This is a genomic window from Rhodovulum bhavnagarense, from assembly GCF_004343505.1.
GTDB classification, from domain to species: domain Bacteria; phylum Pseudomonadota; class Alphaproteobacteria; order Rhodobacterales; family Rhodobacteraceae; genus Rhodovulum; species Rhodovulum bhavnagarense.
Map to the genome: position 1 here is coordinate 1 of NZ_SLXU01000016.1, position 25,622 is coordinate 25,622.

A 25,622-nucleotide genomic window follows, 5' to 3' on the forward strand; every position below is an offset into this window, starting at 1 on the left:
TCGCCGCAGTCAGCGTCGTCTTGCCGTGGTCAACGTGACCAATCGTGCCGATGTTAACATGCGGTTTGTTGCGTTCAAACTTTGCCTTCGCCATGTCCGGGCGCCTCATGGATTAGGGGGCCCCACGGGCCCGATTCAACATCGCGCGCTCTCTAAGCCGCGCTGGGGGAGAAATCAAGCGTCTGTTGGCGCGGCCCCGGCTTCGGCGGCGCCCGTCTGAACGTCAGCCCCGACCGAGGGCCGGGCGGGTGGTGCAATCGCCGTTTCAGGATCGTGGGCAAACCAGTCCTCGCGGTTTTTCGCCAGCCAGGTCTCGACCCGCTTGGCCATGTTCTCGGCCAGGCTTTTCATCTGCTCTTCGCGGGTGCGGGTCAGGCCAGAGCCGACAACGGTATCGCCAGTCAATTCCTCGAACACGGCAAGCTGTTCGGCTTCCTGGTTCAGCTTGCCGCCCGCCGCGTCATCCCACAGGTTTGCCGAGACCACGAGGATGGATTTCGGCGCAAGAACGACCGGGATACCCGGCACGGCAAGCGCATAACCGTCCACGTTAAGGGCGATATGATAAAGCTTTTCGCCCTCGTAGCGCCCGAACCGATCCCGAAGCGCGGTTTCCAACGCAATCTGCCACTCGCCGACCTCGGCCTTGCGGCTGGGGGGCACCATCTGGGCGTTCTTGTCGACGACGATCGCATAACCAAGACGAAAATCGCCCAAGGGCTTGGGCGCCTCGTCCAGATCGCGTGCCCCCGCGCCGCAACCGGCAAGAACCGCAACCGCGGCCATGACGCCCGTGATGCGGGCGGCGGATCGGAAATTCACCATGATCCCCCCGTCAGGTTCCGCACCGGGATAGCGCAGCCCCGAATGCAGCGCAACGCCCGGCTCAGGTAAAGTGGTTGTCGCGGGGAAAGCCGCGCGGGGCCATGCGGCCCGCGCCGGCACGCTTGCCCAACCATTCGGCAAGATCGGTCTCGGTGCGGGTTCGCCCGGCCGGGTCGCGCCAGCTCAGCCCTTCCGACAAGGTAAAGGTGGTCGCATCGGACAGTCCGCCATCCTTGTATTTCTGCAACCGCACCCCCTTGCCACGCGACATTTCGGGCAGTTCCTCCAGCGCAAAGACCAGCACCTTGCGGTTCTCGCCCACGCAGGCGACGTGATCGCCCGATACAGGCTTGCACAGCCGCGCCACGGTTTCGCCGCGCACGTTCAGCACCTGCTTGCCGGCGCGGGTCTGGGCCAGAACCTCGTCGGCGAGCACCACGAACCCGTCACCCGCGCTGGAGGCTACCAGCAAGCGCGCGCCGGGGCGGTGGATCATCAGCGCCACGATCTCGGATTCGTTCGGCAGATCGACCATCAGGCGCACGGGTTCCCCCATGCCACGCCCGCCGGGCAGTTGCGCCACGGAAAGGGTATAGAACCGTCCGTTCGCGCCGAACAGGATCAGCCTGTCGGTGGTCTCGGCATGGATCAGGAACCGGCCCTCGTCGCCATCCTTGAATTTAAGCGCCGCAGCATCGGCCACGTGGCCCTTCATCGCGCGGATCCAGCCCATTTTCGAACAGACCACGGTGACCGGTTCGCGCTCGATCATCGCCTCGATCGGCACCTCTTCCACCTCGGCCGCCTCGGCAAAGCGGGTGCGGCGCGCGCCACCCGGTGCCTTGCGGCCGAATGTCTCGCGCACCTCTTTCAGTTCTTCGGCGATCTTGTCCCACTGGACTCGATCATTGGCCAGAAGGTCCTCAAGCCCGGCACGTTCTGCCATCAACCGGTCACGCTCGGCGGTCAGTTCCATCTCTTCCAGCCGCCGCAAGGAGCGCAGGCGCATGTTCAGGATCGCCTCGGCCTGAACCTCGGTCAGTTGACCCTCGCCCGAGGCAGGAAGCGGCGAGACATAGTCCTTTTCGGACATCGCCCTGACATGGTCACGGCCCCAGTCCTCGGCCATCAGCGCGGCCTTGGGATCATCGTCGTAACGGATGATGTCGATCACCCGGTCGAGGTTGAGAAAGGCGATCAGGAGCCCTTCCAGCACCTCCAGCCGGTGGTCGATCTTGTCCATCCGGTGGCGCGAGCGGCGCAGCAGCACCTCGCGACGGTGGTCGAGGAAGGCGCACAACACCTCCTTGAGGCTGCACACCCTGGGCGTGCGCCCGTCGATCAGCACGTTCATGTTCAGGCTGAACCGGATTTCCAGGTCGGAATTGCGGAACAACATGTTCATCAGGACGTCCGGGTCGACGTTACGCGAACGCGGTTCCAGCACCATGCGAACGTCATCCGCACTTTCGTCGCGGACATCGCCGAGGATCGGGATCTTCTTGGTCTGGATCAGGTCGGCGATACGCTCGATCAGCTTGGACTTCTGCACCTGGTAGGGAATCTCGGTGACAACGATCTGCCACTGGCCACGGCCCAGATCCTCGATATCGTACTTTGCCCTCAGCCGGAAACTGCCACGCCCGGTGCGATAGGCCTGCGCGATGCTCTCGGGCGGCTCGACGATCACGCCGCCGGTCGGGAAATCGGGGCCGGGAACGTATTGCAACAGCGTGTCGTCGCGCGCATCCGGCGTCTTGATCAGGTGCAGGCAGGCGCCCACCAGTTCGTCGATATTGTGCGGCGGGATGTTGGTCGCCATCCCGACCGCGATGCCACTCGACCCGTTGGCCAGCAGGTTCGGGAACGCCGCGGGCAGCACCACGGGCTCTTCCAGCGTGCCGTCGTAGTTGGGACGGAAATCGACCGCGTTCTCGGCCAGCCCCTCCATCAGCGCCTCGGCGGCGGCAGTCAGGCGCGCCTCGGTATAGCGGCTGGCCGCGGGGTTGTCGCCGTCGATATTGCCGAAATTGCCCTGCCCGTCCACCAGCGGGTACCGGACGTTGAAATCCTGCGCCAGCCGCGCCATCGCGTCATAGATCGCCGCATCCCCGTGCGGGTGATAGTTGCCCATCACGTCGCCCGAGATCTTGGCCGACTTGCGGAAACCGCCCGACGAGGCAAGCCTGAGTTCCCGCATGGCGAACAGAATCCGCCGATGCACCGGCTTCAGCCCATCGCGCGCGTCGGGCAAGGCCCGGTCCATGATCGTGGACAGCGCATAGGTCAGGTATCGCTCACCGATCGCGCGGCGCAACGGTTCGGCCAGGGGGGCGTGCATCTTGGGGCTGTCGGTAGCGTCTGTCATGGATATTGTGTAAAGCGGGGGCAAATCACGGTCCAGAGGCGAATGTGGGACATGGCGCAAAGATCGATCCTGATCACCGGGTGTTCGTCGGGCATCGGCCATGACGCGGCGCGCAGGTTGGCCGGGCGCGGCTGGCGGGTCTTCGCCACCTGCCGACAGGAAAAGGACTGCGACAGGCTTCGCGCCGAGGGATTGGAAAGCGTCCGCCTGGATTATGCCGACGAGGCCAGCATCGCGGCAGCATTAGACGAGGTGCTGTCGCGCACCGGAGGCAGGCTTGACGCGCTGTACAACAACGGCGCCTTTGCCAGCCCCGGCGCGGTCGAGGACCTGCCGCGCGGTGCGCTTCGCGAGATTTTCGAAACCAACCTCTTTGGCGTTCACGACCTGACAACGCGCGTAATCCCGGTGATGCGCGCACAAGGACATGGGCGCATCGTCAATTGTTCCTCTGTGCTGGGCTTCGTGCCCGCGAAATGGCGCGGCGCCTATGTGGCGACCAAATACGCCCTCGAAGGGCTGACCGACACGTTGCGGCTGGAAATGGCGGACACGCCGCTGCGGATCATCCTGATCGAACCTGGCCCGATCACCTCGCGCATACGGATCAACTCGATCCCGCATTTCGAGAAATGGATCGACTGGGAAAGCTCGCCCCGCGCCGAGCAATACCGCACATCCCTGCGCAGGCGGCTTTACCACGATCGCGCGCCCGACCGGTTCGAGTTGCCGCCCTCGGCGGTCAGCGCCAAGCTCGTTCACGCCCTCGAATCGCCACGCCCGAGGCCGCGCTATTTCGTGACGACACCAACCCATGTCGCCGCCGCGCTGAAACGGATTCTACCAACCCGGCTACTGGACCGGGCGACAGGCAAGGCGTGAGATCCCGGCCGGGGGTCGCCTTGTCATCCGTTCCCGCTATGTCTCGCGCAAAGACGATGACCAAGACCGAAAGGGAGACATCATGGTCGTGTTGAACAAGATATACACCAAGACCGGCGACCACGGAGAAACCACGCTTGGCGATGGTTCTCGCGTGGCCAAGCACGGGATGCGCGTGACCTCTTATGGCTCGGTAGACGAGGTCAACGCGACCGTCGGGCTGGCAAGGCTGCATGCATCCGACGAGATGGACGCCCGCCTTGCCGCGATCCAGAACGACCTATTCGATCTCGGCGCCGATCTGTGCCGCCCTGATCTGCACAAGGATGCAGAGGCGGAATACCCCCCGCTCAGGATGATCGAAACGCAGGTCAAAAGGTTGGAAACAGAAATCGACGCGATGAATGCCGGCCTGGAACCGCTGCGCAGTTTCATCCTGCCCGGCGGCTCCGCGCTGGCCGCGCATCTGCACCTGTGCCGCACCGTGTCGCGCCGGGCCGAACGTGAAACGGTGGAACTGGCCACGATGGAATCGGTAAACCCGCAAGCCGTGAAATACCTCAACCGCCTGTCCGACTGGTTCTTCGTCGCGGCCCGCGTCGCCAATGAAAATGGCACCGCCGATGTACTTTGGGTACCCGGAGCCAACCGGTAGGACAACAGGGGCGCCAAGGCACCCGGAACAAACCGCGCAACAATCGCAAAGCGGCAAAACGTGGCGTCGAAATATCCTGTCGTGTCGATTTTGGTCTGTTGTCCGGTTTCGAGACCCGCTAACACGTCGCAAACGACTGACCTGCCCCGGCCTCGCCGGGGCGCGCTAGCCTGAGGAGACACGCCGATGAAGGTTCTTGTGCCTGTAAAACGCGTGATCGACTACAACGTGAAGGTCCGCGTCAAGGCGGATGGCACGGGGGTCGATCTCGCCAACGTCAAGATGTCGATGAACCCCTTCGACGAAATCGCCGTCGAAGAGGCGATCCGCCTGAAAGAGGCCGGCAAGGCCGACGAGATCGTCGCCGTGTCGATCGGCGTGAAACAGGCGCAGGAAACCCTGCGCACGGCGCTGGCCATGGGCGCGGATCGCGCGATCCTGGTGATCGCCGCCGAGGACATCCACGACGATATCGAGCCTCTGGCGGTCGCCAAGATCCTCAAAGGTGTGATCGACGCCGAACAGCCCGGCCTGGTTCTGGCTGGCAAGCAGGCGATCGACAACGACATGAACGCCACCGGCCAGATGCTGGCCGCCCTTCTGGGCTGGAGCCAGGGCACCTTCGCCTCGGGTCTGGACATCGACGGTGATGCCGCCGTGGTGACGCGCGAGGTCGACGGCGGCCTGCAAACCATCAAGGTCAAGATGCCCGCCATCGTCACCGTGGACCTGCGCCTGAACGAACCGCGCTATGCCTCGCTGCCCAACATCATGAAGGCCAAGAAAAAGCCGCTGGAGGAAAAGACCGCCGCCGATTACGGCGTCGACACCACCCCGCGGCTGACCGTGCTGAAGACCGCCGAACCGCGCGAACGCCAGGCCGGCGTCAAGGTGGGCTCGGTCGACGAGCTGATCGCGAAACTGAAAGACGAAGCGGGGGTGATCTGAGATGGCTGTTCTGCTGCTTGCCGAAGTCACCAATGGTGAACTGCAACTCGATGCCACCGCCAAGGCCGTGACGGCCGTCAAGGGGCTGGGCGATGTCACCGCGCTGTGCGTTGGCAGTTCGGCCAAGGCCGCGGGCGACGCCGCCGCCAAGATCGACGGCGTGGCGAAAGTGCTGGTCGCCGAGGATGCGATCTATGGCCACCGCCTGGCCGAACCCACCGCCGACCTGATCGTGTCGCTGGCGGGCGACTACGACCACATCGCCGCCCCCGCCACCACGGACGCCAAGAACATCATGCCGCGCGTCGCCGCGCTGCTGGATGTCATGGTGATCTCCGACCTGGTGGGCGTGGTCGATGCCGACACGTTCGAACGCCCGATCTACGCGGGCAACGCGATCCAGACGGTGAAATCGTCCGATGGCAAGAAAGTGCTGACGATCCGCACCTCGACCTTCGAGGCCGCCGGCGAAGGCGATGCCGCCCCGGTCGAGGACCTGGCCGCCGCCGGCAACCCGGGCCTCAGCGAATGGATCGAGGACAGCGCCGCCGAAAGCGACCGCCCCGAGCTGACCTCGGCCGGGGTCATCGTGTCGGGCGGGCGCGGCGTGGGGTCCGAGGAAGACTTCGCCATGATCGAGAAACTGGCCGACAAGCTGGGCGCCGCGGTCGGCGCCTCGCGCGCCGCGGTCGATTCGGGCTTTGCGCCGAACGACTGGCAGGTGGGCCAGACCGGCAAGGTCGTGGCACCGGAACTGTACATCGCCGTCGGCATCTCGGGCGCGATCCAGCACCTTGCGGGGATGAAGGATTCCAAGGTCATCGTCGCCATTAACAAGGACGAAGAGGCCCCGATCTTCCAAGTGGCCGATTACGGGCTGGTCGCCGACCTCTTCGACGCCGTGCCGGAACTGATCGAAAAGCTCTGATTGTTCCATCCTCCACCAGCCTGGGGGCCCGCATCGTGCGGGCCCTTCTGTTTTCGCGTTGCTACAGCCAGATCGTTCACCAGCGAGGCCAGCGCCCGTGCGATCTCTTCATGCGCGGCCGGGCCAGGCATGGCCGCGGCGACCTGCGCCTCCGACTCCGGGAACACCATCCCCACCGTGCCCTGCCTCCGCGCGGCCGCGCTGACCGTGACCCGCAATACCCGGTCAAAAACGGGCGCCACCCCAGCGATCACCTCTTCTGTCACGAAAACCGGCGACGGACCCAGCACCGGATCGTCGGCCACCGCGCCACGCACCACCAACAGTACCTTGGGGCCCGGAATACGCGATGCAAGCGTCCGCATCCGGGACTGCCACGCGATCCGCAATTCCCCCTCGATCAGCGGGAAAAGCGCGGGCGCCTCGGCCTTGAGCACCCCCAGCATGTGACCGGTAAAGCTGAAGGCAGTAAAATCCACTTGTGGAAACAGTGCCTTGAGCATGGCCGAGGCACGCAGGAACCGGTCGTTGCGTCGCGGATGTACCACGTAGAACCGGTTCGACAGGTTCTGTGCCCCCATCGCCTGGATCACGCTCAGCCGCGCACCCGCCGCCACCTCCAGAACCGCGGCCTCGTTGACAAAGACATCAACCCCCGCATTCACACATCCAAGATTGACAACCGGCCAGCCAATACGCGCCTCAAGACGGGCGGCAAAGGGATTTTCCACATATTTTCCATAGGTTTCGTTACCGCCGACCACGGCGCAATAAGGGCTGTCCAACGCCCGCCTCGGCCCGCGAAACGCCAACCGCGACGCGCCGTAGCGGCAAGTTCCGTAATCCAGGGCACCAAGACCCGTATCGGCATATCCCATCTTTTCCACCCTCAGTGACACCTTACCCGGCCACCAGCGTCGGGTATGCGGGTTTCCAGGACACTAACAGGCGCATTTTACCGATCCCTTGCCCCTTGCGCGGTGACGCGCGCGGGCCTTAAGGTCGCGCCAACAGCGCGGGGGAATCTGCATGCAAATCCATAAGGTCGGAGTGATCGGCGCAGGCCAGATGGGCAACGGCATCGCCCACGTCTTCGCACTGGCAGGTTACGATGTACTGCTCAACGACATATCGCAAGATGCACTGACAAGGGCCCTCGCGCTCATCGATCGCAATCTCGGTCGCCAGGTGGTGCGCGAAAAGATCACCGAGGCAGAAAAGGCGAATGCGATCGGACGCATCTCGACCACGACGACGCTGACCGATCTCGGTGCCTCGGACCTTGTCATAGAGGCCGCAACCGAACGCGAAACCGTCAAGACCGCGATTTTCGAGGATCTCCAGCCGCATCTCAAGCCCGATACGATCCTGACTTCGAATACTTCTTCGATCTCGATCACCCGGCTGGCCAGCCGGACCGACCGGCCCGAGAAATTCATGGGACTTCATTTCATGAACCCGGTGCCGGTGATGCAACTGGTCGAACTGATCCGAGGCATCGCCACGGACGAACCTACCTACAAGACCATGCTCGGCGTGGTCGAATCGCTGGGCAAGACCGCCGCCTCGGCAGAGGATTTTCCCGCTTTCATCGTCAACCGTATTCTGATGCCGATGATAAATGAGGCTGTATACACGCTCTACGAGGGCGTGGGAAACGTGCGATCCATCGACGAATCGATGAAACTGGGGGCCAACCACCCGATGGGACCGCTGGAACTGGCCGATTTCATCGGGCTCGACACCTGCCTCGCAATCATGAACGTGCTGCATGACGGCCTGGCCGACACCAAGTACCGCCCTTGCCCGCTGCTCACGAAATACGTCGAGGCCGGTTGGCTCGGCCGAAAGACCAGCCGCGGATTTTACGACTACCGCGGTGAAACGCCTGTCCCCACGCGCTGACCTGCACCGGCGGGAGGACGGCACCGCCGGACCATGGGTATTTCAGCCAAGAAGAAGGGCGCGACGGTCTCTTCTTCTTGGTTAAAATACCCAATTCGCCCGAAGGGCGCAAAAGACGTGGTCGGCCAGGCACGCGGTTGGCTTGCCGTTTTCATGACAGCGTCAGGGTAAGCTCGCGCAGCCACGCCACGAACCCGCGCGGATTGCTTGTCCAGCCCTTGATCACGTCACGCGAGATCCGCTCCCCAATGATAGGGGCCTGCGGACGGTTCAGCGCGTGACGCACTTCGTAGAGCAGCAAGCCCTGCCGCAATGTCGGCGACAGGCGGTTGGCCATCTGGTACCATCTCGAGTTCGCGCCGGGAAACCGGACCGGCACCACCTCGGCGCCCGAGCGCAGGATCATCTTGGCGGTGAAGGGGTTCCACTCGCGCTCGATCGCAGGGCCGAACATGGTTTCCGAGGCCGCCACCACCCCCGAGGGGAACAATGCGATCACGCCGCCATCCTCGAGATGCGCCATCGCGCGGCGGCGCATTTCGAGATTTTGTTCCAGCGCGCCCTGTTCGTGCGGGAAGGGCACGGGGATCATGAAGCGTTCGATTTCGCCCACACCGGTCAGAAGCGACCGTGTCAGGATCTTGTAATCTGTTCGCACCCGCCCGATCAGTTCGGCCAGAACCATGCCGTCAACCAGCCCGTGCGGATGGTTGGCCACGATGACCAGCGGACCACGGGCGGGGATGCGGGCGATCTGCTCTTGCGGGGTGACAAGGTCGATTCCCATCACCCCAAGCGCCTGCTGCCAGAAGGCCTGTCCATCGGGGACACCCATCGCCTCGAACCGGCGGATCAGGCGCAGAAGATGCAGCTTGCCTGTCAGCAGTTCCATGGCCTGGATGGTGCGCATCTGGATCGGGTTGGAAAAGCTGTGCGCGTAGGAGAGCCGGCGCCGATCATAGCCGGTATCGGCCAGACGCGTCCCATCACCCTGCCCGACCGCTGGGGATGTACGATGCAACAAGACGGGCTGAGCTTCGGAACTGTCGACCACGCGCGCCGTCTCCTCGGGACGGTTTCGTTACATGCTTTCGCCGAAACGGCCCGCAACCAGCCGTTCCAGCGCATCCGCGAGTTCCAATGCCTGCGGACCCGCCGTTTCGACCTGAATAGTGGTTCCCTTGAAGGCTGCCAACATCAAAAGCCCCATGATCGAATCGCCCGAGGCGGTCTCGCCGTCCCGGCTTACCTCGGCGCGGGCGTCATGGGCCTCGACACATTCGACGAATTTGGCCGAAGCGCGGGCATGCAGGCCCTTCTCGTTCACGATTTCCAGGCGGCGGATCACGCGGTCATTCATTTATGGGCCCTACCTTCCGCCCGCATCAAAGCTGTCGATATATTTCCGGCCGGCCAGCAGGGCATTGGCGGTGGCCTCGGTGACGTTCAAGCGGCGCGACTTGGCCAGCTTGATCAGCATCGGCAGGTTTGCCCCGTAAAGGATACGCCGGTCCGAGGGCACGCAGGCCCGGATCGACAGGTTGGAGGGCGAGCCGCCGAACATGTCGACCACCACCACCACGCCGTCGCCTTCGTCCACCGCGTCCGCGGCAGCGCAGATCTCGGCCTGCTTGGCGAGGCGGTCGTCATCGGGGCCGATGGAAATGGCACGAATACCGGGCTGGTGGCCAACCACGTGCTCGACCGCCGCGAGATACTCGCGCGCCAAACCCCCATGTGCGACGATCACGATACCGATCACGCACCTTTCCCCGATGCCAGGGCGGGCGCGGCTTGCGTCCGCCGTTCCAGTTCTCGATGCCTTATTGACACCTGCCAACCGGCCTCTGCAAGCGTCTTTCCAAGGGCCTCTGCCACCGCGACCGAGCGGTGTTGCCCGCCCGTGCAGCCGAACCCGATGGCGATATGGCTGCGCCCCTCGTCGCGATGTCCGGGCAGAACGAACGCGGCCAGGTCCGAAAGGCGATCCACAAATCCGCAATACCGGGCGTCCCCGGCGATATGATCAAGCACCGCCGCATCGCGCCCATCAAGAGCGCGCAGATCCGGCTGCCAGTAGGGGTTGCGCAGGAACCGGCAGTCAAAGGCCATGTCCAGCCCGTGCGGCATCCCGCGCTTGTAGGAAAAGGAATTGAGCGAGACCGCAAGCGGGGCGTGACCGCCCGCGGCAAAGCGCGCCGTCATCTTGGCGCGGAAGTCATGGATCGTCAGGTCCGAACTGTCGATCAGGATGGTGGCGAGTTCGCGGATCGGCTCGAGCAGGTCCAGTTCACGTGCGACGCCGATCTCCGGGCTTTCGGCGGGCGCCATGGGATGGCGGCGGCGGGTTTCGGAAAAGCGGCGTAGCAGAACCTCGGGGCGGCAGTCGAGATAGAGCACATCCGCCTCAGTGGCCGGATCGCCAGCGAGTTGCCGGATCAGTTCGGCCAGCGCCGCGGCCGAGAAGTCGCGCGTGCGCGTGTCGACGCCCAGGGCCAGCGGCGGCGCGGCATCCGGGCCATCCATCAGGCGGGGGATCATCGACAGAGGCAGGTTGTCAATCGCCTCGAAACCCAGATCCTCAAGAACGTTCAGCGCCGTGGACCTGCCCGCACCCGAGGCGCCAGTCACCAGGACGACGCGGCGAGCGGCGGGGGGCGGGACGGTCTGGGCGGGGTCGGACATCAGTCGCTTCGGCCAAAGGTCAGTTGGTGCAGGATCGCTGAGGCGAAATATGGCTGATCCACCCGCCGAAGCAAGGGCACGGGCCGATCAAGAAACCGCGCCTCGCGCCGGGGCGGCAGGCGCTGGTCCTCGAGGCTGTCAAGATCCACGGCCAGCGCAACAGGCGCACGCGGCAGGCGCGGCGCATTCAGGATGCCGATGAACCGCGCCTCTATCCGGCCGGCAATCGTGTCGTGGGCACAGGCAACCAGCCCGCCGGTCGCAGGATCGACCGACACCACCGTTCGGTCGTCGGCCACGAGCATTGCACCCAGCGCCATCAGTTGCAGCGCAAGCCCCGACTTGCCACTACCCGAAGCGCCCAGGATCAGAACAGCCCGCCCCGCAAGCGCAACACAGCTTGAATGCAGCGTTACAGCAGTTTGCGGCATCCTCGCCTCCTCGCATCAGAGCGGCAAGCCTACGACAAAACGCGCGCCCAGCGGTTCAGAGGTCACATCGGCCTCTGTCGGGCGGATGTTCTCGGCCCAGATCACGCCGCCATGAGCTTCGACAATCTGCTTGGAAATCGCAAGCCCCAGGCCGGAATGATCGCCGAACTGGCCAGCGGGACGTTCAGAGTAGAAGCGGTTGAAGATCTTGGTCAGGGCCTGTTCGGGAATGCCGGGGCCTGTATCCTCGACCACCACGAGCACGCGGTTGTCACGGGTGCGCAACCAGACGCGCACCGCGTCGCCCTCGTCGCAGAACGACATCGCGTTGGTGATCAGGTTGACAAAAACCTGCGCCAACCGGGCCTCCAGGCCGTTCACGACGATTGCGCTCTCCGGCAGGTCCGAGATGAAATCTATCCCCTTTGCGCGGGCCTCGCCGCCCAGGTGTTCCGTCAGGCTTGCCAGCAGACGAACAAGGTCAAAGGCCTCCTCCTCTTCCTTGACCAGTTCGCTGTCCAGCCGCGAGGCGTTCGAGATATCGCTGACCAGCCGGTCCAGCCGACGCACATCATGTTCGATTACGTCCAGCAGCTTTTCACGCTGATCCGCACGCTGCGTCATACGCAGGGTACCGGTGGCCGAACGCAGGCTGGCCAGCGGGTTCTTGATTTCATGCGCGACATCCGCCGCGAACTGTTCATTCGAATCGATCCGGTCATAGAGAGCGGTCACCATCCCGCGCAACGCACCGGACAGGCGCCCGATCTCGTCGGGCCGCGCAGTCAGGTCGGGGATGCGCACGCGTGCGGGGCTCATCTTGCGGGCATTGCGCTCGCGCCCGATCTCGGCCGCGGCGGCAAGATCGGCCAGCGGGTTGGCGATGGTCGATGCCAGAACAAGGCTCAAGCCGATCGATACGAGGATCGCGATCACGAATATCTGGAGAACCTGTTCGCGTTCGGTCCGAACCAGCCAGTCGATTTCACCATTGGCCGAGGCCAGTGCCACCACGCCTACCACCTGCGTGCCTTGCAGGATCGGCGTGGTCACCGCAAAGGCGGTGTTACCGGAACCGTCCACCCCGGTCCGAAGCCGGGCGCCATCGATGAGGGTTTCGGCCACCTGGCCCTGAAGACGCTGTTCGAGTGGCGGTGTGACGGCCGGATCGGACCCGGCACCGAAAAGCGCGGCAAACCCGCCCCAGACAGCGTTCAGGAAATCGGTGATCACGGTAACGCGCTGTTCCATCTCGGCGCGGGTCCCGCTGACCGGGGCGCGCACATCGCCCGTGGCACGGGATACAAGCTTGCCCGCAGGGTCAAAGATCAACAGTTCGAGCCCCGGCGCAAGGTCGAGCCCCGCAACGATTGCCCCCACGTCCACACCGTCGCCGGCGGCAAGATCCACCGGCATATCGGCAGGCAACAGCGCCTCGAACACGTCGGCGACAAGCTCGGCCTCGGATACAAGGCCGGTTTCACGCTGGCTCACAAGACCGTCGCGCGCCGGATTGAGATACAGCACGCCCGAGATCAACAGGATCTGGGCAATCAGGTTGAAGGTGATGATCTTGCGCGCAAGAGGAGAACGGTTCAGGGAAATGACGCCCCGCTTTTCACGGCTGACACGCAAGTCGCCATCCAGCCCGCCGGCGGGTGCGACCCAATCCTCTCCCAGAACGACATTGCCCTTGTCGTGTTGACCCGCATCGCGCACGCGCGCGCCCCCTCTACCCGGCACTACTCTTCGTTATAGCGGTAGCCGATGCCATAAAGCGTTTCAATCGCGGCGAAATCGGGGTCGGCCTGCCGCATCTTCTTGCGCAGCCGCTTGATATGGCTGTCGATGGTCCGGTCGTCGACATAGACCTGGTCGTCATAGGCGACATCCATCAACTGGTCGCGGCTCTTGACGAAACCGGGCCGCTGGGCCAGCGCCTGCAACAACAGGAATTCGGTCACGGTCAAAGACACCGCCTTGCCCTTCCAGGTCACCGCATGGCGCAGGGGATCCATGCTCAACTGACCACGCACCATGACCTTGCTTTCCTCCGCCGCGGGCCCATCGTCACGGGCCACGACTTCCTGACGGCGCAGCAATGCGCGGATACGTTCGACCAGCAGGCGCTGCGAGAACGGCTTTTTCACGTAATCGTCAGCCCCCATCCGCAATCCGAGAACCTCGTCGATCTCGTCATCCTTGGAGGTCAGGAAAATAACCGGCATGTTGGTTTTCTGGCGAACGCGCTGCAACAGGTCCATGCCGTCCATCCGGGGCATCTTTATGTCCAGAACGGCCATGTCCGGCAAACGCTTGTTGAACGCGTCCAGTGCAGACTGGCCGTCATTATAGGTCTCGACCTCGAAACCCTCCGCCTCCAGCGTCATGGAAACGGAGGTCAGGATATTCCTGTCGTCATCGACAAGCGCGATCCGTGACATGGCTAAATCCTTGTGCTGCTCAATGCCTCATTTTTTCCACAAATTCCCCCTTTTTCTTTTACAATTCAACTTCTGATTTCGAATCGTCCCGTCTTACTGCCCCAGCAGAGACGAAAAATCCTGAGACATTGCTAATTTGCACCACCCGCGCCCCTTAACCTCGCGCATGATGATTGCGCTAACGTTAGCGCAAACCTCAGATGATTGCGCTAACGGTGCCCCATGGCCGGTTGTTTCATCAAACCGTCATGTTATAGCCGGGCCATCGTCAAGCGGCGGCAAGGAGCGCGCAACCATGCAAACCGGTCGGGTGAACCCCAATCAACGCCTTGAAGATCAGGGCATCACGGGCCTTGCCAAGGTCCATTACAACCTCATCGAACCCGCCCTGATAGAGGCGGCGATCACCCGCGGCGAGGGGCATCTGGGCCAGGGCGGCACCTTCCTGGTGACCACCGGCGAACACACCGGGCGGTCCCCCAAGGACAAGCACGTGGTACGCACCCCCGATGTAGAGGACAGTATCTGGTGGGAAAACAATCGCCCCCTGGCGCCCGAGGCTTTCGATCGCCTGCATGCGGACATGCTTGACCACCTCAAGGGGCGCGAGGTCTTCGTCGAGGATCTCTACGTCGGGGCAGATGCCGCAAACCGGCTTGACGTGCGTGTCATCACAGAAATGGCTTGGCACGGCCTGTTCTCGCGCCACCTGCTGCGCCGGCCCGAGGCCACGGAGCTCGACAGTTTCGTGCCCGGCTTCACGGTGATCAACTGCCCCTCGTTCAAGGCCGATCCCGAACGCCACGGCTGCCGCACGCAAACCGTGGTGGCGATGAATTTCGAAAAGAAACTGATCCTGATCGGCGATACCGAATATGCGGGCGAGATCAAGAAATCGGTCTTTACCCTTATGAACTACCTCCTGCCGGAAAAGGGTATCATGCCGATGCACTGCTCGGCCAACCATGCGCCGGGCAACCCGGTGGATACTGCCATCTTCTTCGGCCTGTCGGGCACCGGAAAGACCACGCTGTCGGCTGACCCCGCCCGCACGCTGATCGGCGATGATGAACACGGCTGGTCAGACACCGGCACCTTCAACTTCGAGGGCGGCTGCTACGCCAAGACGATCAACCTCTCCGCCGAGGCCGAGCCGGAAATCTACGCCACGACCTCCAAGTTCGGCACCGTGATCGAGAACATGGTCCATGACGAACAGACCTTCGAGCTCGACTTCGAAGACGACTCGCTGACCGCGAACACGCGCTGCGCCTACCCGCTGCACTACATCTCCAACGCGTCGGACACGGCACTTGGCGGGCATCCCAAGAACATCATCATGCTGACCTGCGACGCCTTCGGCGTGCTGCCGCCGATCGCACGGCTGACGCCCGCGCAGGCAATGTATCACTTCCTGTCGGGCTTCACCTCCAAGGTAGCGGGCACCGAAAAGGGCGTGACCGAACCCGAGCCCACCTTCTCGACCTGCTTCGGCGCCCCCTTCATGCCGCGCCGCCCCGAGGTTTACGGCAACCTCCTGCGCGGCAAGATCGCCAAGCACGGCGCGACCTGCTGGCTGGTCAATACCGGCTGGACCGGGGGGGCCTACGGCACCGGTTCGCGCATGCCGATAAAGGCCACCCGCGCCCTGCTGGCCGCAGCGCTGGACGGCTCCCTGAACGATGCAGAGTTCCGCAAGGACCCCAATTTCGGCTTCGAGGTGCCGCTGGCCGTCGAGGGCGTGGCCGAGGTCCTGCTGGACCCGCGCCGCACCTGGGCCGACCCGGCCGCCTATGACGCGCAGGCCGCCAAGCTCGTCGGCATGTTCGCCGAGAACTTCGCCCAGTACCTGCCCTTCATCGACGACGACGTGAAAGAGGCCGCGATCGGCTGACCACCCGGCCGCACAAGATGAAAAACGAGGCCCGGTTCGCGCGACCGGGCCTTCTTCTTGGGGAAAATACCCACGGCGCCACGGCAACGCCCGCGTGACCTCACAGCGGCAGCGCCGTCGTCTCCTTGATTTCCTCCATCGACAACAAGGCTGTCACGTCAAAGATCCGCACATCGCGGATCAACGCCTGGTAAAAGGCGTCATAGCCTTTTGCATCGGGGACACGCACCTTGAGGATATAGTCCACCTCGCCTGCCAGCCGGTGCGCCTCCAGTACCTCGGGGCGTTCCCGCAACGCCGCCAGGAACCGTTGCTGCCAGCCAGCCTCGTGTTCCGAGGTGCGCACAAGAACAAAGAAACAGGTGCCCAGCCCCAGCGCCTGGGGATCCAGGATCACTGTCTGCCGCCGGATGACACCTGCCTCACGCAGTTTGCGGATGCGGTTCCACACGGGTGTCTTGGACGAACCCACCTGCCGGGCGATCTCGTCCAGCGACTGGCTGGCATCGACCTGAAGCGCCCTGAGAATACGACGGTCCAGTGCGTCCAGATCGGGCAATTCGGGATGGTCGACCATTACGATTCTCCTTGAGAACCGCCCGAGGTTGGAAGTTTTTCCCTCGAATGCAACCACCAACCGCGTCAGGGCGGAAAATCCTTCCCCCGCCTATGCGGCCAGCCCGCGCGACCCCATGGCCAGGAATTTCTGGCGCCGTTCATCGATCAGCGCCGTTCGATCCCTGGCTTGCAAGTCGCGCAGCATACCCGACAGATTGCGCCCCACCGCGGCAATCGTATCCTCGCGGCCGCGCTGCGCACCGCCCAGGGGCTCGGCAATGATGCGGTCGATCACGCCCAGCTTCAGCAAGTCCTGCGCGGTCAGGCGCAACGCTTCGGCTGCCTCGCGCATCTTCTCGGCATCCTTCCACAGGATCGAGGCACACCCCTCGGGCGAGATCACCGAGTAAACCGAATGTTCCAGCATCGCCAGGCGGTTGGCGGTGGCAAAGGCCACCGCGCCGCCCGATCCGCCCTCGCCGATGATGACGCTGACCAGCGGCACACCAATCTGAAGGCATTTCTCGGTCGACCGCGCGATCGCCTCGGATTGCCCGCGTTGCTCTGCGCCCTTGCCGGGATAGGCGCCGGGCGTATCCACCAGCGTGATCACCGGCAAGCCAAAGCGGTCGGCCATGTCCATCAAGCGCACCGCCTTGCGATAGCCCTCGGGCCGAGCCATGCCGAAATTCCGGTCGAGCCGGGTCTTGGTGTCAAAGCCTTTCTCGTGGCCGATCACCACCACCGGGCGATCCTCGAACCGGGCAAGGCCACCCATCACCGCATTGTCCTCGGCAAAATTCCGGTCGCCGGCCAGCGGCGTGTACTCGGTGAACAGCGATTCGATGTAATCCTTGCAATGGGGCCGGTCGGGGTGACGCGCGACCTGGCATTTCCGCCAGGGCGTGAGATTCTTGTAAAGATCCCTCAGCATCTCGGCCGCCTTGCGGTCCAGCGCGACGGCCTCCTGTTCGACATCCATTTCCGCGTTGGCGCGCGCAAGCGCCCGCAATTCCTCGGCCTTGCCTTCGATTTCAGCCAGCGGCTTTTCGAATTCGAGGTAGTTCATGGCCAGGCTCCCGCTTGCATCGGCGCGTATATGATGGCGCCAGATGGCATTTGCAACAAGACGGCCACGGGACACAAGGCCGCGCGATGGCACGGCCTTGCGGTTTCATGATCGCTCAGCCGACGCGGAATCCCGGCGTCGAGGCTGAAATCGCGCGCTCTTCGTCGTCCATCTCCTCGGCCACGCCCTCGAATAGCGGCGTCGAGAGATACCGCTCGCCCGTGTCGGGCAGCATGGCCAGGATCACCGCGCCCGGTTCGGCGCGTTCGGCCACTTGCATCGCCACTGCGAAACTGGCACCGCCGGAAATGCCGGTCAGGATTCCCTCTTTCGCGGCCAGTTCGCGTGCCCATTTCACACCATCCGCGCCCGTGACCGGCAACAACTCGTCATAAAAGCCATTGTCGATTGTCTCTTGCAGCACCAGAGGGATGAAATCCGGGGTCCAGCCCTGGATCGGATGCGGGGAAAAGGCCGGGTGGCTCTCACTCGCCTCGCCTTGCGCGTTGCGTCCCTGTTCTTGCCCGCTGGCGATCAATTGCGCATCGGCCGGTTCGCTCAGCACGATACGGGTCTTGGGCCGCTCGGCACGCAGAACGCGCGCAACGCCCGTCACGGTGCCGCCCGTGCCATAGCCCGACACGAAATAATCCAGCCGCTGCCCCTCGAAATCGGCCAGGATTTCGCGCGCGGTGGTGGCGGCGTGAATATCGGCGTTGGCAGAGGTTTCGAACTGGTGCGCCAGGAACCAGCCATTCGCCTCGGCCAGCTCCTGCGCCTTGCGGTACATCCCCATCGCCTTGTCGGCCTTGGGGGTCAGCACCACCTTGGCGCCCATCATGCGCATCAGCTTGCGCCGCTCGACGGAAAACGCCTCGGACATGGTGATGACCAGCGGATAGCCTTTCTGCGCGCAGACCATCGCAAGCCCGATGCCGGTATTGCCACTGGTGGCCTCGACCACGGTCTGGCCGGGTTTCAACGCGCCGGACCGCTCGGCCGCCTCGATGATGTTGACGGCCAACCGGTCCTTGACCGACGCGGCGGGATTGAACGCCTCGGCCTTGACGTAGAGCGTCACTTGTTCGGGGCCGAGATTGTTGATGCGGATCGCGGGGGTATCCCCGATCGTGTCCAGCACACTGTCGAACAGGCGTCCGCGCCCCTCGGTCGACCTGATCGCCTGGATATTTCCGTCCTCTGCCATGACACCACACCCTTTCCAAGGCCCGGCACTGCCGGGTCCGATGACTCCGATTGTTGGCGCAAAGATAACATCCCTGCCGCTGTGCGCAGCGGGGGGCGCGCAATTAAGGACGAGATTGCCAGGACGTCGCCTGCCGCGAAACAGGTGTTCCCCGCACGCAGGGTCCGAAAGAAAAACGGGGCCGCGCGGGCCCCGTTCCTGCCGATGGCGTTTGCGTGTTCTTACAGGCCCGCGATCATCTCGGCCTGTTTCACGATCACCTCGGCCTGCTTGATCGAGGCGATATCGACCAGCCGGCCCTTGTAGACGGTCGCGCCCGCGCCTTCGGCCTTGGCCTTTTCCATCGCCGCCAAGATTTCCTTGGCCTCGCCCACGGCCTCTTCCGAGGGGGTGAAGACCTCGTTGGCCAGCGCCACCTGCTTGGGGTGGATCGCCCACTTACCGACCATGCCCAGCGTGGCCGAGCGGCGCGCCTGCGCGCGGAAGCCTTCATCGTCCGAGAAATCGCCGAACGGGCCATCGACCGGCAGCACACCATGGGTGCGGCAGGCGGCGACGATGGCGGCCTGCGCCCAGTGCCACGGGTCCGACCAGTATTTCTGCCCCTCGCGGTGCATGTAGTAGTTTTCCTGCGTCCCGCCGATGCCGGTGGTCGCCATCCCCATGGAGGCCGCGAAATCCGCGGCGCCCAGGCTCATCGCCTGCATGCGCGGGCTGGCGGCGGCGATCTCCTCGACATGGGCGATGCCGGCGGCCGATTCGATAATGACCTCGAAGCCGATCTGCTTGGTCCGGCCCTTGGCGCGTTCCACGGCGGTGACCAGCGCATCGACCGCATAGATGTCAGAGGCGCAGCCGGCCTTGGGGATCATGATCTGGTCCAGCCGGTCGGATGCGTTTTCCAGCAGCTCAACCACGTCCTTGTACCAATAGGGCGTGTCCAGCCCGTTGATCCGCACGCTGAGATGCTTGTTGCCCCAGTCGATATCGCCGATCGCCTGGATGACGTTCTTGCGCGCCTCGGCCTTGTCGTCGGGGGCGACCGAATCCTCCAGGTCCAGGTTGATGACGTCAGCCGCACTGGTGGCCATCTTTTCAAAGATCGCGGGGCGCGAGCCCGGGCCGAACAGCTGGCAACGGTTGGGGCGGGCGACGGGCGTGGGCTGGATGCGAAAACTCATGTCAGTCCTCTTGGTAAGGATGTGTCGTCTGGGTCGCTGCGTTTGGTAGGATGTTGCGCCCCACTCCGCAAGGCATTTCGCCGCAGTGCGGCGCGCCCGGATTTCCGGGCAAGTTCAATCCCTGGCCGCATAAATTGTGTGCAAAGATGAAAAGTCGAATATTTATTCGGAAAAGCCGTTAACATTCGGAATATCCTTCGATCAATCAGGGTGTATGCGCGCGCAATCGACAAGACATTCCCCAAGCCGCTGTTACCCTGCCTCGCGACACACAAGAGGAAGCCCCGATGATCGAAACACCGTATCTTCTGTTCCTGGGCGATGCCCCCGACCGGCTGGCCGCCAAGGTCGCGCAGGGCATCCGTGACTGGCGCCCCGAGAATGCCGTGGGTCAATACCGGATGCAGGGCTGCGAGGCCGACCTGGGTCTTCCCGACCTCGATCTCGCCGCGGCAAAGGCTGCCGGTGCGAAAACGCTGGTGATCGGGGTGGCCAATCGTGGCGGCGTCATCAGCCCGGCATGGAAGAAAATTCTCGTGGCCGCCCTGGAAGAGGGCTTTGACCTTGCCAGCGGCTTGCACAATCTTCTGCGTGACGAACCCGACCTGGCCGGCGTGGCCCAGGCCACCGGCCGGGCGCTGCATGACGTGCGCGTGCCCGAGGTCAAATACCCGATCGCCGATGGCAAGCGCCGCAGCGGCAAACGCTGCCTTGCGGTAGGAACGGATTGTTCGGTCGGCAAGATGTATACCGCGCTGGCAATGGATCGCGAGATGCAGGCACGCGGCCTGAAATCCACCTTCCGCGCCACCGGGCAGACCGGCATCCTGATCACCGGCGACGGCGTGCCGCTGGATGCGGTGGTTGCCGATTTCATGGCCGGTGCGGTGGAATGGCTGACCCCGGACAACGACCCCGACCACTGGGATTTGATCGAGGGGCAGGGCAGCCTGTTCCACGTGTCCTATTCCGGGGTGACGATGGCGCTGATCCATGGCGGGCAACCCGATGCACTGATCCTGAGCCACGAACCGACGCGTCCCCACATGCGCGGCCTGCCCGATTACCAATTGCCTACGCTAGAGGTGCTGCGCGATACGTCCCTGGCGCTGGCCCGCGTGGCCAACCCCGCCTGCCAGGTCGTCGGCATCTCGGTCAACACCGCCGCGCTGTCCGAAGACGAGGCGCTGGAGTGTCTGTCCGGGATCGAGGCACGGATGGGCCTGCCGACGGTCGATCCCTTCCGCCAGGGCGCAGGACGGCTGGTGGACGCGCTGGCCGCGATGTAGGCTGCACCCATGGATATGACCGTGATCCCCGAAAGCTTCCGCCTGGCGCAGGCTTTCACCATCTCGCGCGGCGCACGCACCGCCGCCGAGGTGCTGACCGTACACATCAAGGCCAACGGCGCCATCGCGCGCGGCGAATGCGTGCCCTACGCCCGCTACGGCGAATCGTTGGACAGCGTGACCGCCCAGATCGAAGGCTTGCCCGAACGCTTCGACCGGGCCCAGCTACAGGACTTGCTGCCGCCGGGCGCTGCGCGCAACGCTGTTGATTGCGCGCTGTGGGATCTGGCCGCGAAACGCGCGGACAAGAGGGTGTGGCAACTGCTGGGCCTGCCCACGCCGAAACCGCAGATCACCGCCTATACCCTGTCGCTGGGCACGCCCGAGGACATGCGCGAGGCGGCCGCGAAAAATGCCCATCGCCCACTTTTGAAGATCAAGCTGGGCACGCCCGAGGACATGCCCCGCCTGGAGGCCGTGCGCCAGGGCGCGCCCGATGCCCGGTTGATCGTGGATGCCAACGAGGGCTGGACCGCCGAGGTTTACGCCGACCTGGCCCCGCACCTTGTGCGGCTGGGGGTGGAAATGGTCGAACAGCCCCTGCCGGCGGATGCCGACGACATGCTGGCCGAGATCGAGCGCCCCCTGCCCGTCTGCGCCGATGAATCCTGTCACGACCGCGCCTCGCTGCCTGCGCTGAAGGGCAAGTACGACATGGTCAACATCAAGCTGGACAAGACCGGTGGCCTGACCGAGGCAATGGCGCTGGAAAAGCAGGCCAAGGCCGAGGGCTACGGCATCATGGTGGGCTGCATGATCGGCTCCAGCCTGGCGATGGCGCCCGCGGTGGTCGTGGCGCAGGGGGCGGCGGTGACGGATCTTGACGCGCCGCTGCTTCTGGCCGAAGACCGGCCTCACCCGCTGCGCTATAGCGCCAAGGGCGTACACCCGCCCGAGGCGTTCCTGTGGGGCTGAACGCCGTAACGAAAGGAAAGCCGATGAGCCGGACAGTCTATGTGAACGGGACCTACCTGCCCGAGGAAGAGGCCAAGGTCTCGGTCTTTGACCGCGGTTTCCTTTTCGCCGATGGCGTCTACGAGGTGACCAGCGTGCTGGACGGCAAGCTGATCGATTTCCCCGGCCATGCCCGGCGCTTGCAACGCTCGCTGGACGAACTTGGCATGAGCAGCCCGGTGGGTATGGACGTCTTGTTGACGATCCACCGCGACCTGATCGCCAAGAACGACCTGTCCGAAGGGATGATCTATCTCCAGATCACGCGCGGTGCGCCCTCTGATCGCGATTTCGTCTTTCCAGATCCTGAAACGACCCAGCCTACGCTGGTGCTTTTCACCCAGGCCAAGGGGCTGATCGACAGCCCCGCCGCGCGAACCGGGCTCAAGGTGATTTCCATCGACGATATCCGCTGGGGTCGGCGCGACATCAAGACGGTGCAACTTCTATATCCCTCCATGGGCAAGATGATGGCCAAGGCCGCGGGCGCGGACGACGCGTGGATGGTCGAGAACGGTTTCGTGACCGAGGGAACCAGCAACAACGCCTATATCGTCAGCGGCAACAGGATCGTCACGCGCAACCTCGGCAACGAGATCCTGCACGGCATCACCCGTGCCGCCGTGCTCCAGTTCGCGCGCGAGGCGCAGATGGAGGTAGAGGAACGCCCCTTTAGCATCGACGAGGCGAAAGAGGCCGACGAGGCATTCATCACCTCGGCTTCGACCTTCGTGATGCCGGTAGTGGCCATCGACGGGGTCAGCCTGGGGGATGGCACGCCCGGCCCGGTCGCACGGCGCCTGCGCGAAATCTACATCGAGCAAAGCCGCAAGGCCGCGATCTGACACGATGCACCGCGGCGTGGTGGCGCCCGTCGCGCATCCCGCTATAACGGCAGATGTCCATGGCCGCGCGATCGGCGCCCATATCCGGGCGCCGTCGCACGCAGACAGGCCGCGCAATGATCCCGGGGGCGTGATGACGCATCGACAGAACGACGGCAGCAAACGCAGGCCGTCGCTTTCCATGCCGATCCTGCGGCAGTCGCGCACGCATCACGCAGAGGGCACGCTGACGCTGGGCAACCTGCTGGTAGGGCTTGGCGAGCGCTCTTTCGGTTGGGCGATCGTGGTGTTCTCGCTGGTTACGATCCTGCCATTGCCGCCCGGATCGTCATTGATCACCGCCTTGCCGGTTCTGGTGACGACGGGACAGATGATCCTGGGCTTTCCCCATGTCCGGCTACCGGGCCGGCTGGCGCGGATCGGCATCGACCATCAAAAGCTGCGACGCACGCTGGTGCGGCTGCGCCCGGTCACGCGTCGGCTGGAACGCAATCTCGAACCGCGCTTTCAGGCGCTTTTCGCCCCCCGGCATGAACGCCTGCTGGGCCTTTTCCTGTTCATCATCGCGTTCACCCTGTTCCTGCCCATCCCGTTCAGTGGCTGGTTCCCGGCGATTTCGCTGTTCGTGTTCGGTGTCGGGCTGATCGAACGAGACGGGATCATCGCCATGCTGGGGCTGCTGGCGGGGGCGCTGTCGGTCATGCTGGCGGTTTTCATCGCGCTCTCGCTGGCCGCCGGCATAGATTAACCTCCGCCCGTCAGCCCGATGAACGCGCCGCCCTGGCATCGGGCGCGGTGGCGACCCCCTCGGGCAGCCCGGCACAGCGCAGCATGTCCATATGCTGTGACCGCGCCCCCGCAAGGGTCACCGACATGCCGCTATCGCGGGCCTTGCGAACAAAGCCCGCCAGGCTATGCGCCCCGGTCATGTCCAGAAGCGGGACATCGGCCAGGTCGAGAACGAGGTGACGGGGCCGCGCAGCGATGCGGTCAAGCACGTTCTCGATCACCGGCGCGGAACCGAAGAAATAGGCCCCCGTCAGACGCAGAACGACGGTTTGCCGCCCATCGCCGCGATCCTCGGGGCGGGCCTCGGTATTGGCCTCGTCCATCATCGCGTCCACGCCGCTCATCTGCGCCATGCGATGCATGAAGACCAGCGCCCCCAGCGCAAGCCCGACCACAATCGCCTCGGTCAGATCGCGCAGCACGGTAAGCACGAGGGTTGCCAGCAAAACGGCCAGTTCCGCCCGCGCGGTGCGCGCAAGACTGCGCATCGCCCGCAGGTCGATCATGTGCAACGCGACCGAAACCAGGACACCCGCCAGCGCGGCAAGCGGAATCGCCGCGGCCAACGGGGCAAACAGCAGCATCACCAGCAAAAGCGCCAGCGCATGAATCATGCCGGCCACCGGCCCGTGCGCACCGGCCCGCACGTTGGTCGCGGTGCGCGCAATCGTGCCGGTCACGCAAAACCCGCCGAAACAGGCCGAGCCCATGTTCGCCACCCCCTGCCCGATCAGTTCGGCATTGGACCGGTGCCGCCGCCCGGTCATGGAATCGGCAACCACGGCAGAAAGCAGGGATTCGATGGCCCCCAGCAGCGTGAAGGCCAGCGCGTCGGGCAGCACGGCCTGCACCTTGGCCAGCGTGAAATCAGGCAGATGCGGCGCGGGCAGGCCGGCAGCAATGCCGCCATAGGCGCTGCCGATGGTGGGCACAGGCAAATTAAGCAGCCACACGGTCAGCCCCGCCAGCACGATGGCCAGCAGCATCCCCGGCACCTGCGGGGCGATACGCCTTTGCACAGCGATCAGGCCAAAGGCGCCGAGGCCCAACGCGAGGTTCAACGGGCCGAACGTAGGCAACGCCGCCCAGAGGACCGGCAGCTTTTCGAGAAAAGGCCCGGGCTCTGGTCCCTCCAGGTTCAACCCCAGAAACGGGCGCATCTGGCTGGCCAGGATGATCACGCCGATCCCCGCCGTGAACCCAACCGTAACGGGATAGGGGATGAACTTGACGAAACCGCCCAGCCTGAGCCCCCCGGCCAGCGCCAGGAACAGGCCTGACAGGAAGGTCGCCAGCATCAACCCGTCCAGCCCATGGCGCTGAACCGTGGCCATGACGAGCACGATGAAGGCCCCCGCCGGCCCGCCGATCTGGAACCGGCTGCCACCCAGCAGCGAGACAAGGACCCCCCCCACGATGGCAGTGATCAGCCCCCGGTCCGGCGGTACGCCCGAGGCGATCGCAATGGCCAGGGACAGCGGCAGCGCCACCACCGCGACGGTCAGGCCCGCGACCAGGTCGGCGCGCAGACCGCGCAAGCCATAGCCCTCGGTCAGGACCGAGAAGATCTTGGGGGTGAATTGCTGGATCAGGGGGGCAGGTTCGTGCATGGCTGTCTCTGAGACTTGCGCCTTCCCTCCCCTGGCGCGACTGGTTGCCGGATACAGGGCCGACGCCCGGTTGTCCCTGACGCATCCTGTCGCCC

Annotated in this window: 26 protein-coding genes; 10 read left to right on the forward strand and 16 right to left on the reverse strand. The window is 64.3% G+C overall.

The window, feature by feature from the left end:
* From EV663_RS12925 to EV663_RS12935, 3 genes are all read right to left on the reverse strand, one after another.
* Positions 1 to 94, reverse strand: a 94-nt coding sequence (locus EV663_RS12925) for a GTP-binding protein (RefSeq protein ID WP_018590913.1), incomplete at its 3' end; no start/stop codon positions are given.
* Positions 95 to 174: 80 nt separating this feature from the next.
* Positions 175 to 825, reverse strand: coding sequence for a hypothetical protein (locus EV663_RS12930; protein WP_165910197.1), 651 nt, complete (start codon positions 823 to 825; stop codon positions 175 to 177).
* 61 nt (positions 826 to 886) lie between these two features.
* The gene (locus tag EV663_RS12935; RefSeq protein ID WP_132952529.1) at positions 887 to 3,193 is read right to left on the reverse strand and encodes a DNA topoisomerase IV subunit A; all 2,307 of its coding nucleotides are present in this window, start codon (positions 3,191 to 3,193) and stop codon (positions 887 to 889) included.
* A gap of 51 nt (positions 3,194 to 3,244) precedes the next feature.
* Between EV663_RS12935 and EV663_RS12940 the strand changes: the two genes are divergently transcribed.
* The 4 genes from EV663_RS12940 (at position 3,245) to EV663_RS12955 (ending at position 6,606) form a co-directional block, all read left to right on the forward strand.
* The gene (locus EV663_RS12940) at positions 3,245 to 4,075 is read left to right on the forward strand and encodes an SDR family oxidoreductase (RefSeq protein ID WP_132952531.1); all 831 of its coding nucleotides are present in this window, start codon (positions 3,245 to 3,247) and stop codon (positions 4,073 to 4,075) included.
* An 82-nt stretch (positions 4,076 to 4,157) separates the two neighbouring features.
* Complete coding sequence (locus tag EV663_RS12945) at positions 4,158 to 4,730, forward strand: cob(I)yrinic acid a,c-diamide adenosyltransferase (RefSeq protein WP_132952534.1); 573 nt, start codon at positions 4,158 to 4,160, stop codon at positions 4,728 to 4,730.
* A gap of 186 nt (positions 4,731 to 4,916) precedes the next feature.
* Entirely contained in the window at positions 4,917 to 5,678 is a 762-nt protein-coding gene (locus EV663_RS12950; RefSeq protein ID WP_132952536.1) for an electron transfer flavoprotein subunit beta/FixA family protein, read from the forward strand.
* A 1-nt stretch (position 5,679) separates the two neighbouring features.
* Positions 5,680 to 6,606, forward strand: a complete 927-nt coding sequence (locus EV663_RS12955; RefSeq protein WP_132952538.1) for an electron transfer flavoprotein subunit alpha/FixB family protein — start codon at positions 5,680 to 5,682, stop codon at positions 6,604 to 6,606.
* On the opposite strand, the gene EV663_RS12960 is transcribed toward EV663_RS12955, so the two are convergent.
* The gene (locus EV663_RS12960; protein WP_207904432.1) at positions 6,549 to 7,484 is read right to left on the reverse strand and encodes a DUF6473 family protein; all 936 of its coding nucleotides are present in this window, start codon (positions 7,482 to 7,484) and stop codon (positions 6,549 to 6,551) included. The genes EV663_RS12955 and EV663_RS12960 overlap by 58 nt on opposite strands.
* A 151-nt stretch (positions 7,485 to 7,635) precedes the next feature.
* On the opposite strand from EV663_RS12960, the gene EV663_RS12965 reads away from it, so the two are divergent.
* The gene (locus EV663_RS12965) at positions 7,636 to 8,511 is read left to right on the forward strand and encodes a 3-hydroxybutyryl-CoA dehydrogenase (protein WP_132952540.1); all 876 of its coding nucleotides are present in this window, start codon (positions 7,636 to 7,638) and stop codon (positions 8,509 to 8,511) included.
* A 151-nt stretch (positions 8,512 to 8,662) separates the two neighbouring features.
* Here the strand turns inward: EV663_RS12965 and EV663_RS12970 are convergent, their stop codons facing one another.
* From EV663_RS12970 to EV663_RS13000, 7 genes are read right to left on the reverse strand one after another with little or no spacing between them, the layout of a single operon-like run.
* Positions 8,663 to 9,565, reverse strand: a complete 903-nt coding sequence (locus tag EV663_RS12970) for a lysophospholipid acyltransferase family protein (protein WP_425057142.1) — start codon at positions 9,563 to 9,565, stop codon at positions 8,663 to 8,665.
* A 27-nt stretch (positions 9,566 to 9,592) separates the two neighbouring features.
* Positions 9,593 to 9,871 carry an HPr family phosphocarrier protein gene (locus EV663_RS12975; protein WP_132952542.1) on the reverse strand — a complete coding sequence of 93 codons (279 nt, stop codon included), beginning with the start codon at positions 9,869 to 9,871 and terminating at the stop codon, positions 9,593 to 9,595.
* A 9-nt stretch (positions 9,872 to 9,880) separates the two neighbouring features.
* Positions 9,881 to 10,273: a PTS sugar transporter subunit IIA gene (locus EV663_RS12980; protein ID WP_132952544.1), complete on the reverse strand. Its 393-nt coding sequence runs from the start codon at positions 10,271 to 10,273 to the stop codon at positions 9,881 to 9,883.
* Positions 10,270 to 11,196, reverse strand: a complete 927-nt coding sequence (rapZ, locus tag EV663_RS12985) for an RNase adapter RapZ (RefSeq protein ID WP_132952545.1) — start codon at positions 11,194 to 11,196, stop codon at positions 10,270 to 10,272. The genes EV663_RS12980 and rapZ overlap by 4 nt, the downstream gene beginning before the upstream one ends.
* Positions 11,196 to 11,627 (reverse strand): HPr kinase/phosphorylase, encoded by a 432-nt coding sequence (locus tag EV663_RS12990; RefSeq protein WP_132952547.1) that lies wholly within the window; start codon positions 11,625 to 11,627, stop codon positions 11,196 to 11,198. The genes rapZ and EV663_RS12990 overlap by 1 nt, the downstream gene beginning before the upstream one ends.
* Before the next feature lie 15 nt (positions 11,628 to 11,642).
* Entirely contained in the window at positions 11,643 to 13,346 is a 1,704-nt protein-coding gene (locus tag EV663_RS12995; protein ID WP_132952549.1) for a sensor histidine kinase, read from the reverse strand.
* Between the two features lie 23 nt (positions 13,347 to 13,369).
* On the reverse strand, positions 13,370 to 14,071 hold the full coding sequence (locus EV663_RS13000) for a response regulator transcription factor (protein WP_132952551.1): 702 nt from the start codon (positions 14,069 to 14,071) through the stop codon (positions 13,370 to 13,372).
* A 295-nt stretch (positions 14,072 to 14,366) separates the two neighbouring features.
* Here EV663_RS13000 and EV663_RS13005 point away from each other — a divergent pair, with 295 nt between their 5' ends.
* Positions 14,367 to 15,965 (forward strand): phosphoenolpyruvate carboxykinase, encoded by a 1,599-nt coding sequence (locus tag EV663_RS13005; protein WP_132952553.1) that lies wholly within the window; start codon positions 14,367 to 14,369, stop codon positions 15,963 to 15,965.
* A gap of 100 nt (positions 15,966 to 16,065) precedes the next feature.
* Here the strand turns inward: EV663_RS13005 and EV663_RS13010 are convergent, their stop codons facing one another.
* From EV663_RS13010 to EV663_RS13025, 4 genes are all read right to left on the reverse strand, one after another.
* A complete protein-coding gene (locus tag EV663_RS13010) occupies positions 16,066 to 16,542 on the reverse strand; it encodes an Lrp/AsnC family transcriptional regulator (RefSeq protein ID WP_132952555.1) in 477 nt (158 codons plus the stop codon).
* 90 nt (positions 16,543 to 16,632) lie between these two features.
* Positions 16,633 to 17,592, reverse strand: coding sequence for an acetyl-CoA carboxylase carboxyltransferase subunit alpha (locus EV663_RS13015; protein ID WP_132952557.1), 960 nt, complete (start codon positions 17,590 to 17,592; stop codon positions 16,633 to 16,635).
* 115 nt (positions 17,593 to 17,707) lie between these two features.
* Positions 17,708 to 18,799 carry a cysteine synthase A gene (cysK, locus tag EV663_RS13020; protein WP_132952559.1) on the reverse strand — a complete coding sequence of 364 codons (1,092 nt, stop codon included), beginning with the start codon at positions 18,797 to 18,799 and terminating at the stop codon, positions 17,708 to 17,710.
* A 221-nt stretch (positions 18,800 to 19,020) separates the two neighbouring features.
* Positions 19,021 to 19,980 carry an L-malyl-CoA/beta-methylmalyl-CoA lyase gene (locus EV663_RS13025; protein WP_132952561.1) on the reverse strand — a complete coding sequence of 320 codons (960 nt, stop codon included), beginning with the start codon at positions 19,978 to 19,980 and terminating at the stop codon, positions 19,021 to 19,023.
* A gap of 287 nt (positions 19,981 to 20,267) precedes the next feature.
* Here EV663_RS13025 and dgcN point away from each other — a divergent pair, with 287 nt between their 5' ends.
* The 4 genes from dgcN to EV663_RS13045 all read left to right on the forward strand — a co-directional run bounded on the left by dgcN (position 20,268) and on the right by EV663_RS13045 (position 23,876).
* Positions 20,268 to 21,269, forward strand: coding sequence for an N-acetyltransferase DgcN (dgcN, locus tag EV663_RS13030; RefSeq protein WP_132952563.1), 1,002 nt, complete (start codon positions 20,268 to 20,270; stop codon positions 21,267 to 21,269).
* A gap of 9 nt (positions 21,270 to 21,278) precedes the next feature.
* Positions 21,279 to 22,244, forward strand: a complete 966-nt coding sequence (gene dgcA / locus EV663_RS13035) for an N-acetyl-D-Glu racemase DgcA (protein ID WP_132952565.1) — start codon at positions 21,279 to 21,281, stop codon at positions 22,242 to 22,244.
* Between the two features lie 23 nt (positions 22,245 to 22,267).
* Positions 22,268 to 23,128, forward strand: coding sequence for a D-amino-acid transaminase (locus EV663_RS13040; RefSeq protein WP_132952567.1), 861 nt, complete (start codon positions 22,268 to 22,270; stop codon positions 23,126 to 23,128).
* A 133-nt stretch (positions 23,129 to 23,261) separates the two neighbouring features.
* Positions 23,262 to 23,876, forward strand: a complete 615-nt coding sequence (locus EV663_RS13045) for an exopolysaccharide biosynthesis protein (RefSeq protein WP_132952569.1) — start codon at positions 23,262 to 23,264, stop codon at positions 23,874 to 23,876.
* 10 nt (positions 23,877 to 23,886) lie between these two features.
* Here the strand turns inward: EV663_RS13045 and EV663_RS13050 are convergent, their stop codons facing one another.
* Positions 23,887 to 25,527: a SulP family inorganic anion transporter gene (locus tag EV663_RS13050; protein WP_132952571.1), complete on the reverse strand. Its 1,641-nt coding sequence runs from the start codon at positions 25,525 to 25,527 to the stop codon at positions 23,887 to 23,889.
* Positions 25,528 to 25,622: the final 95 nt, after the last annotated feature.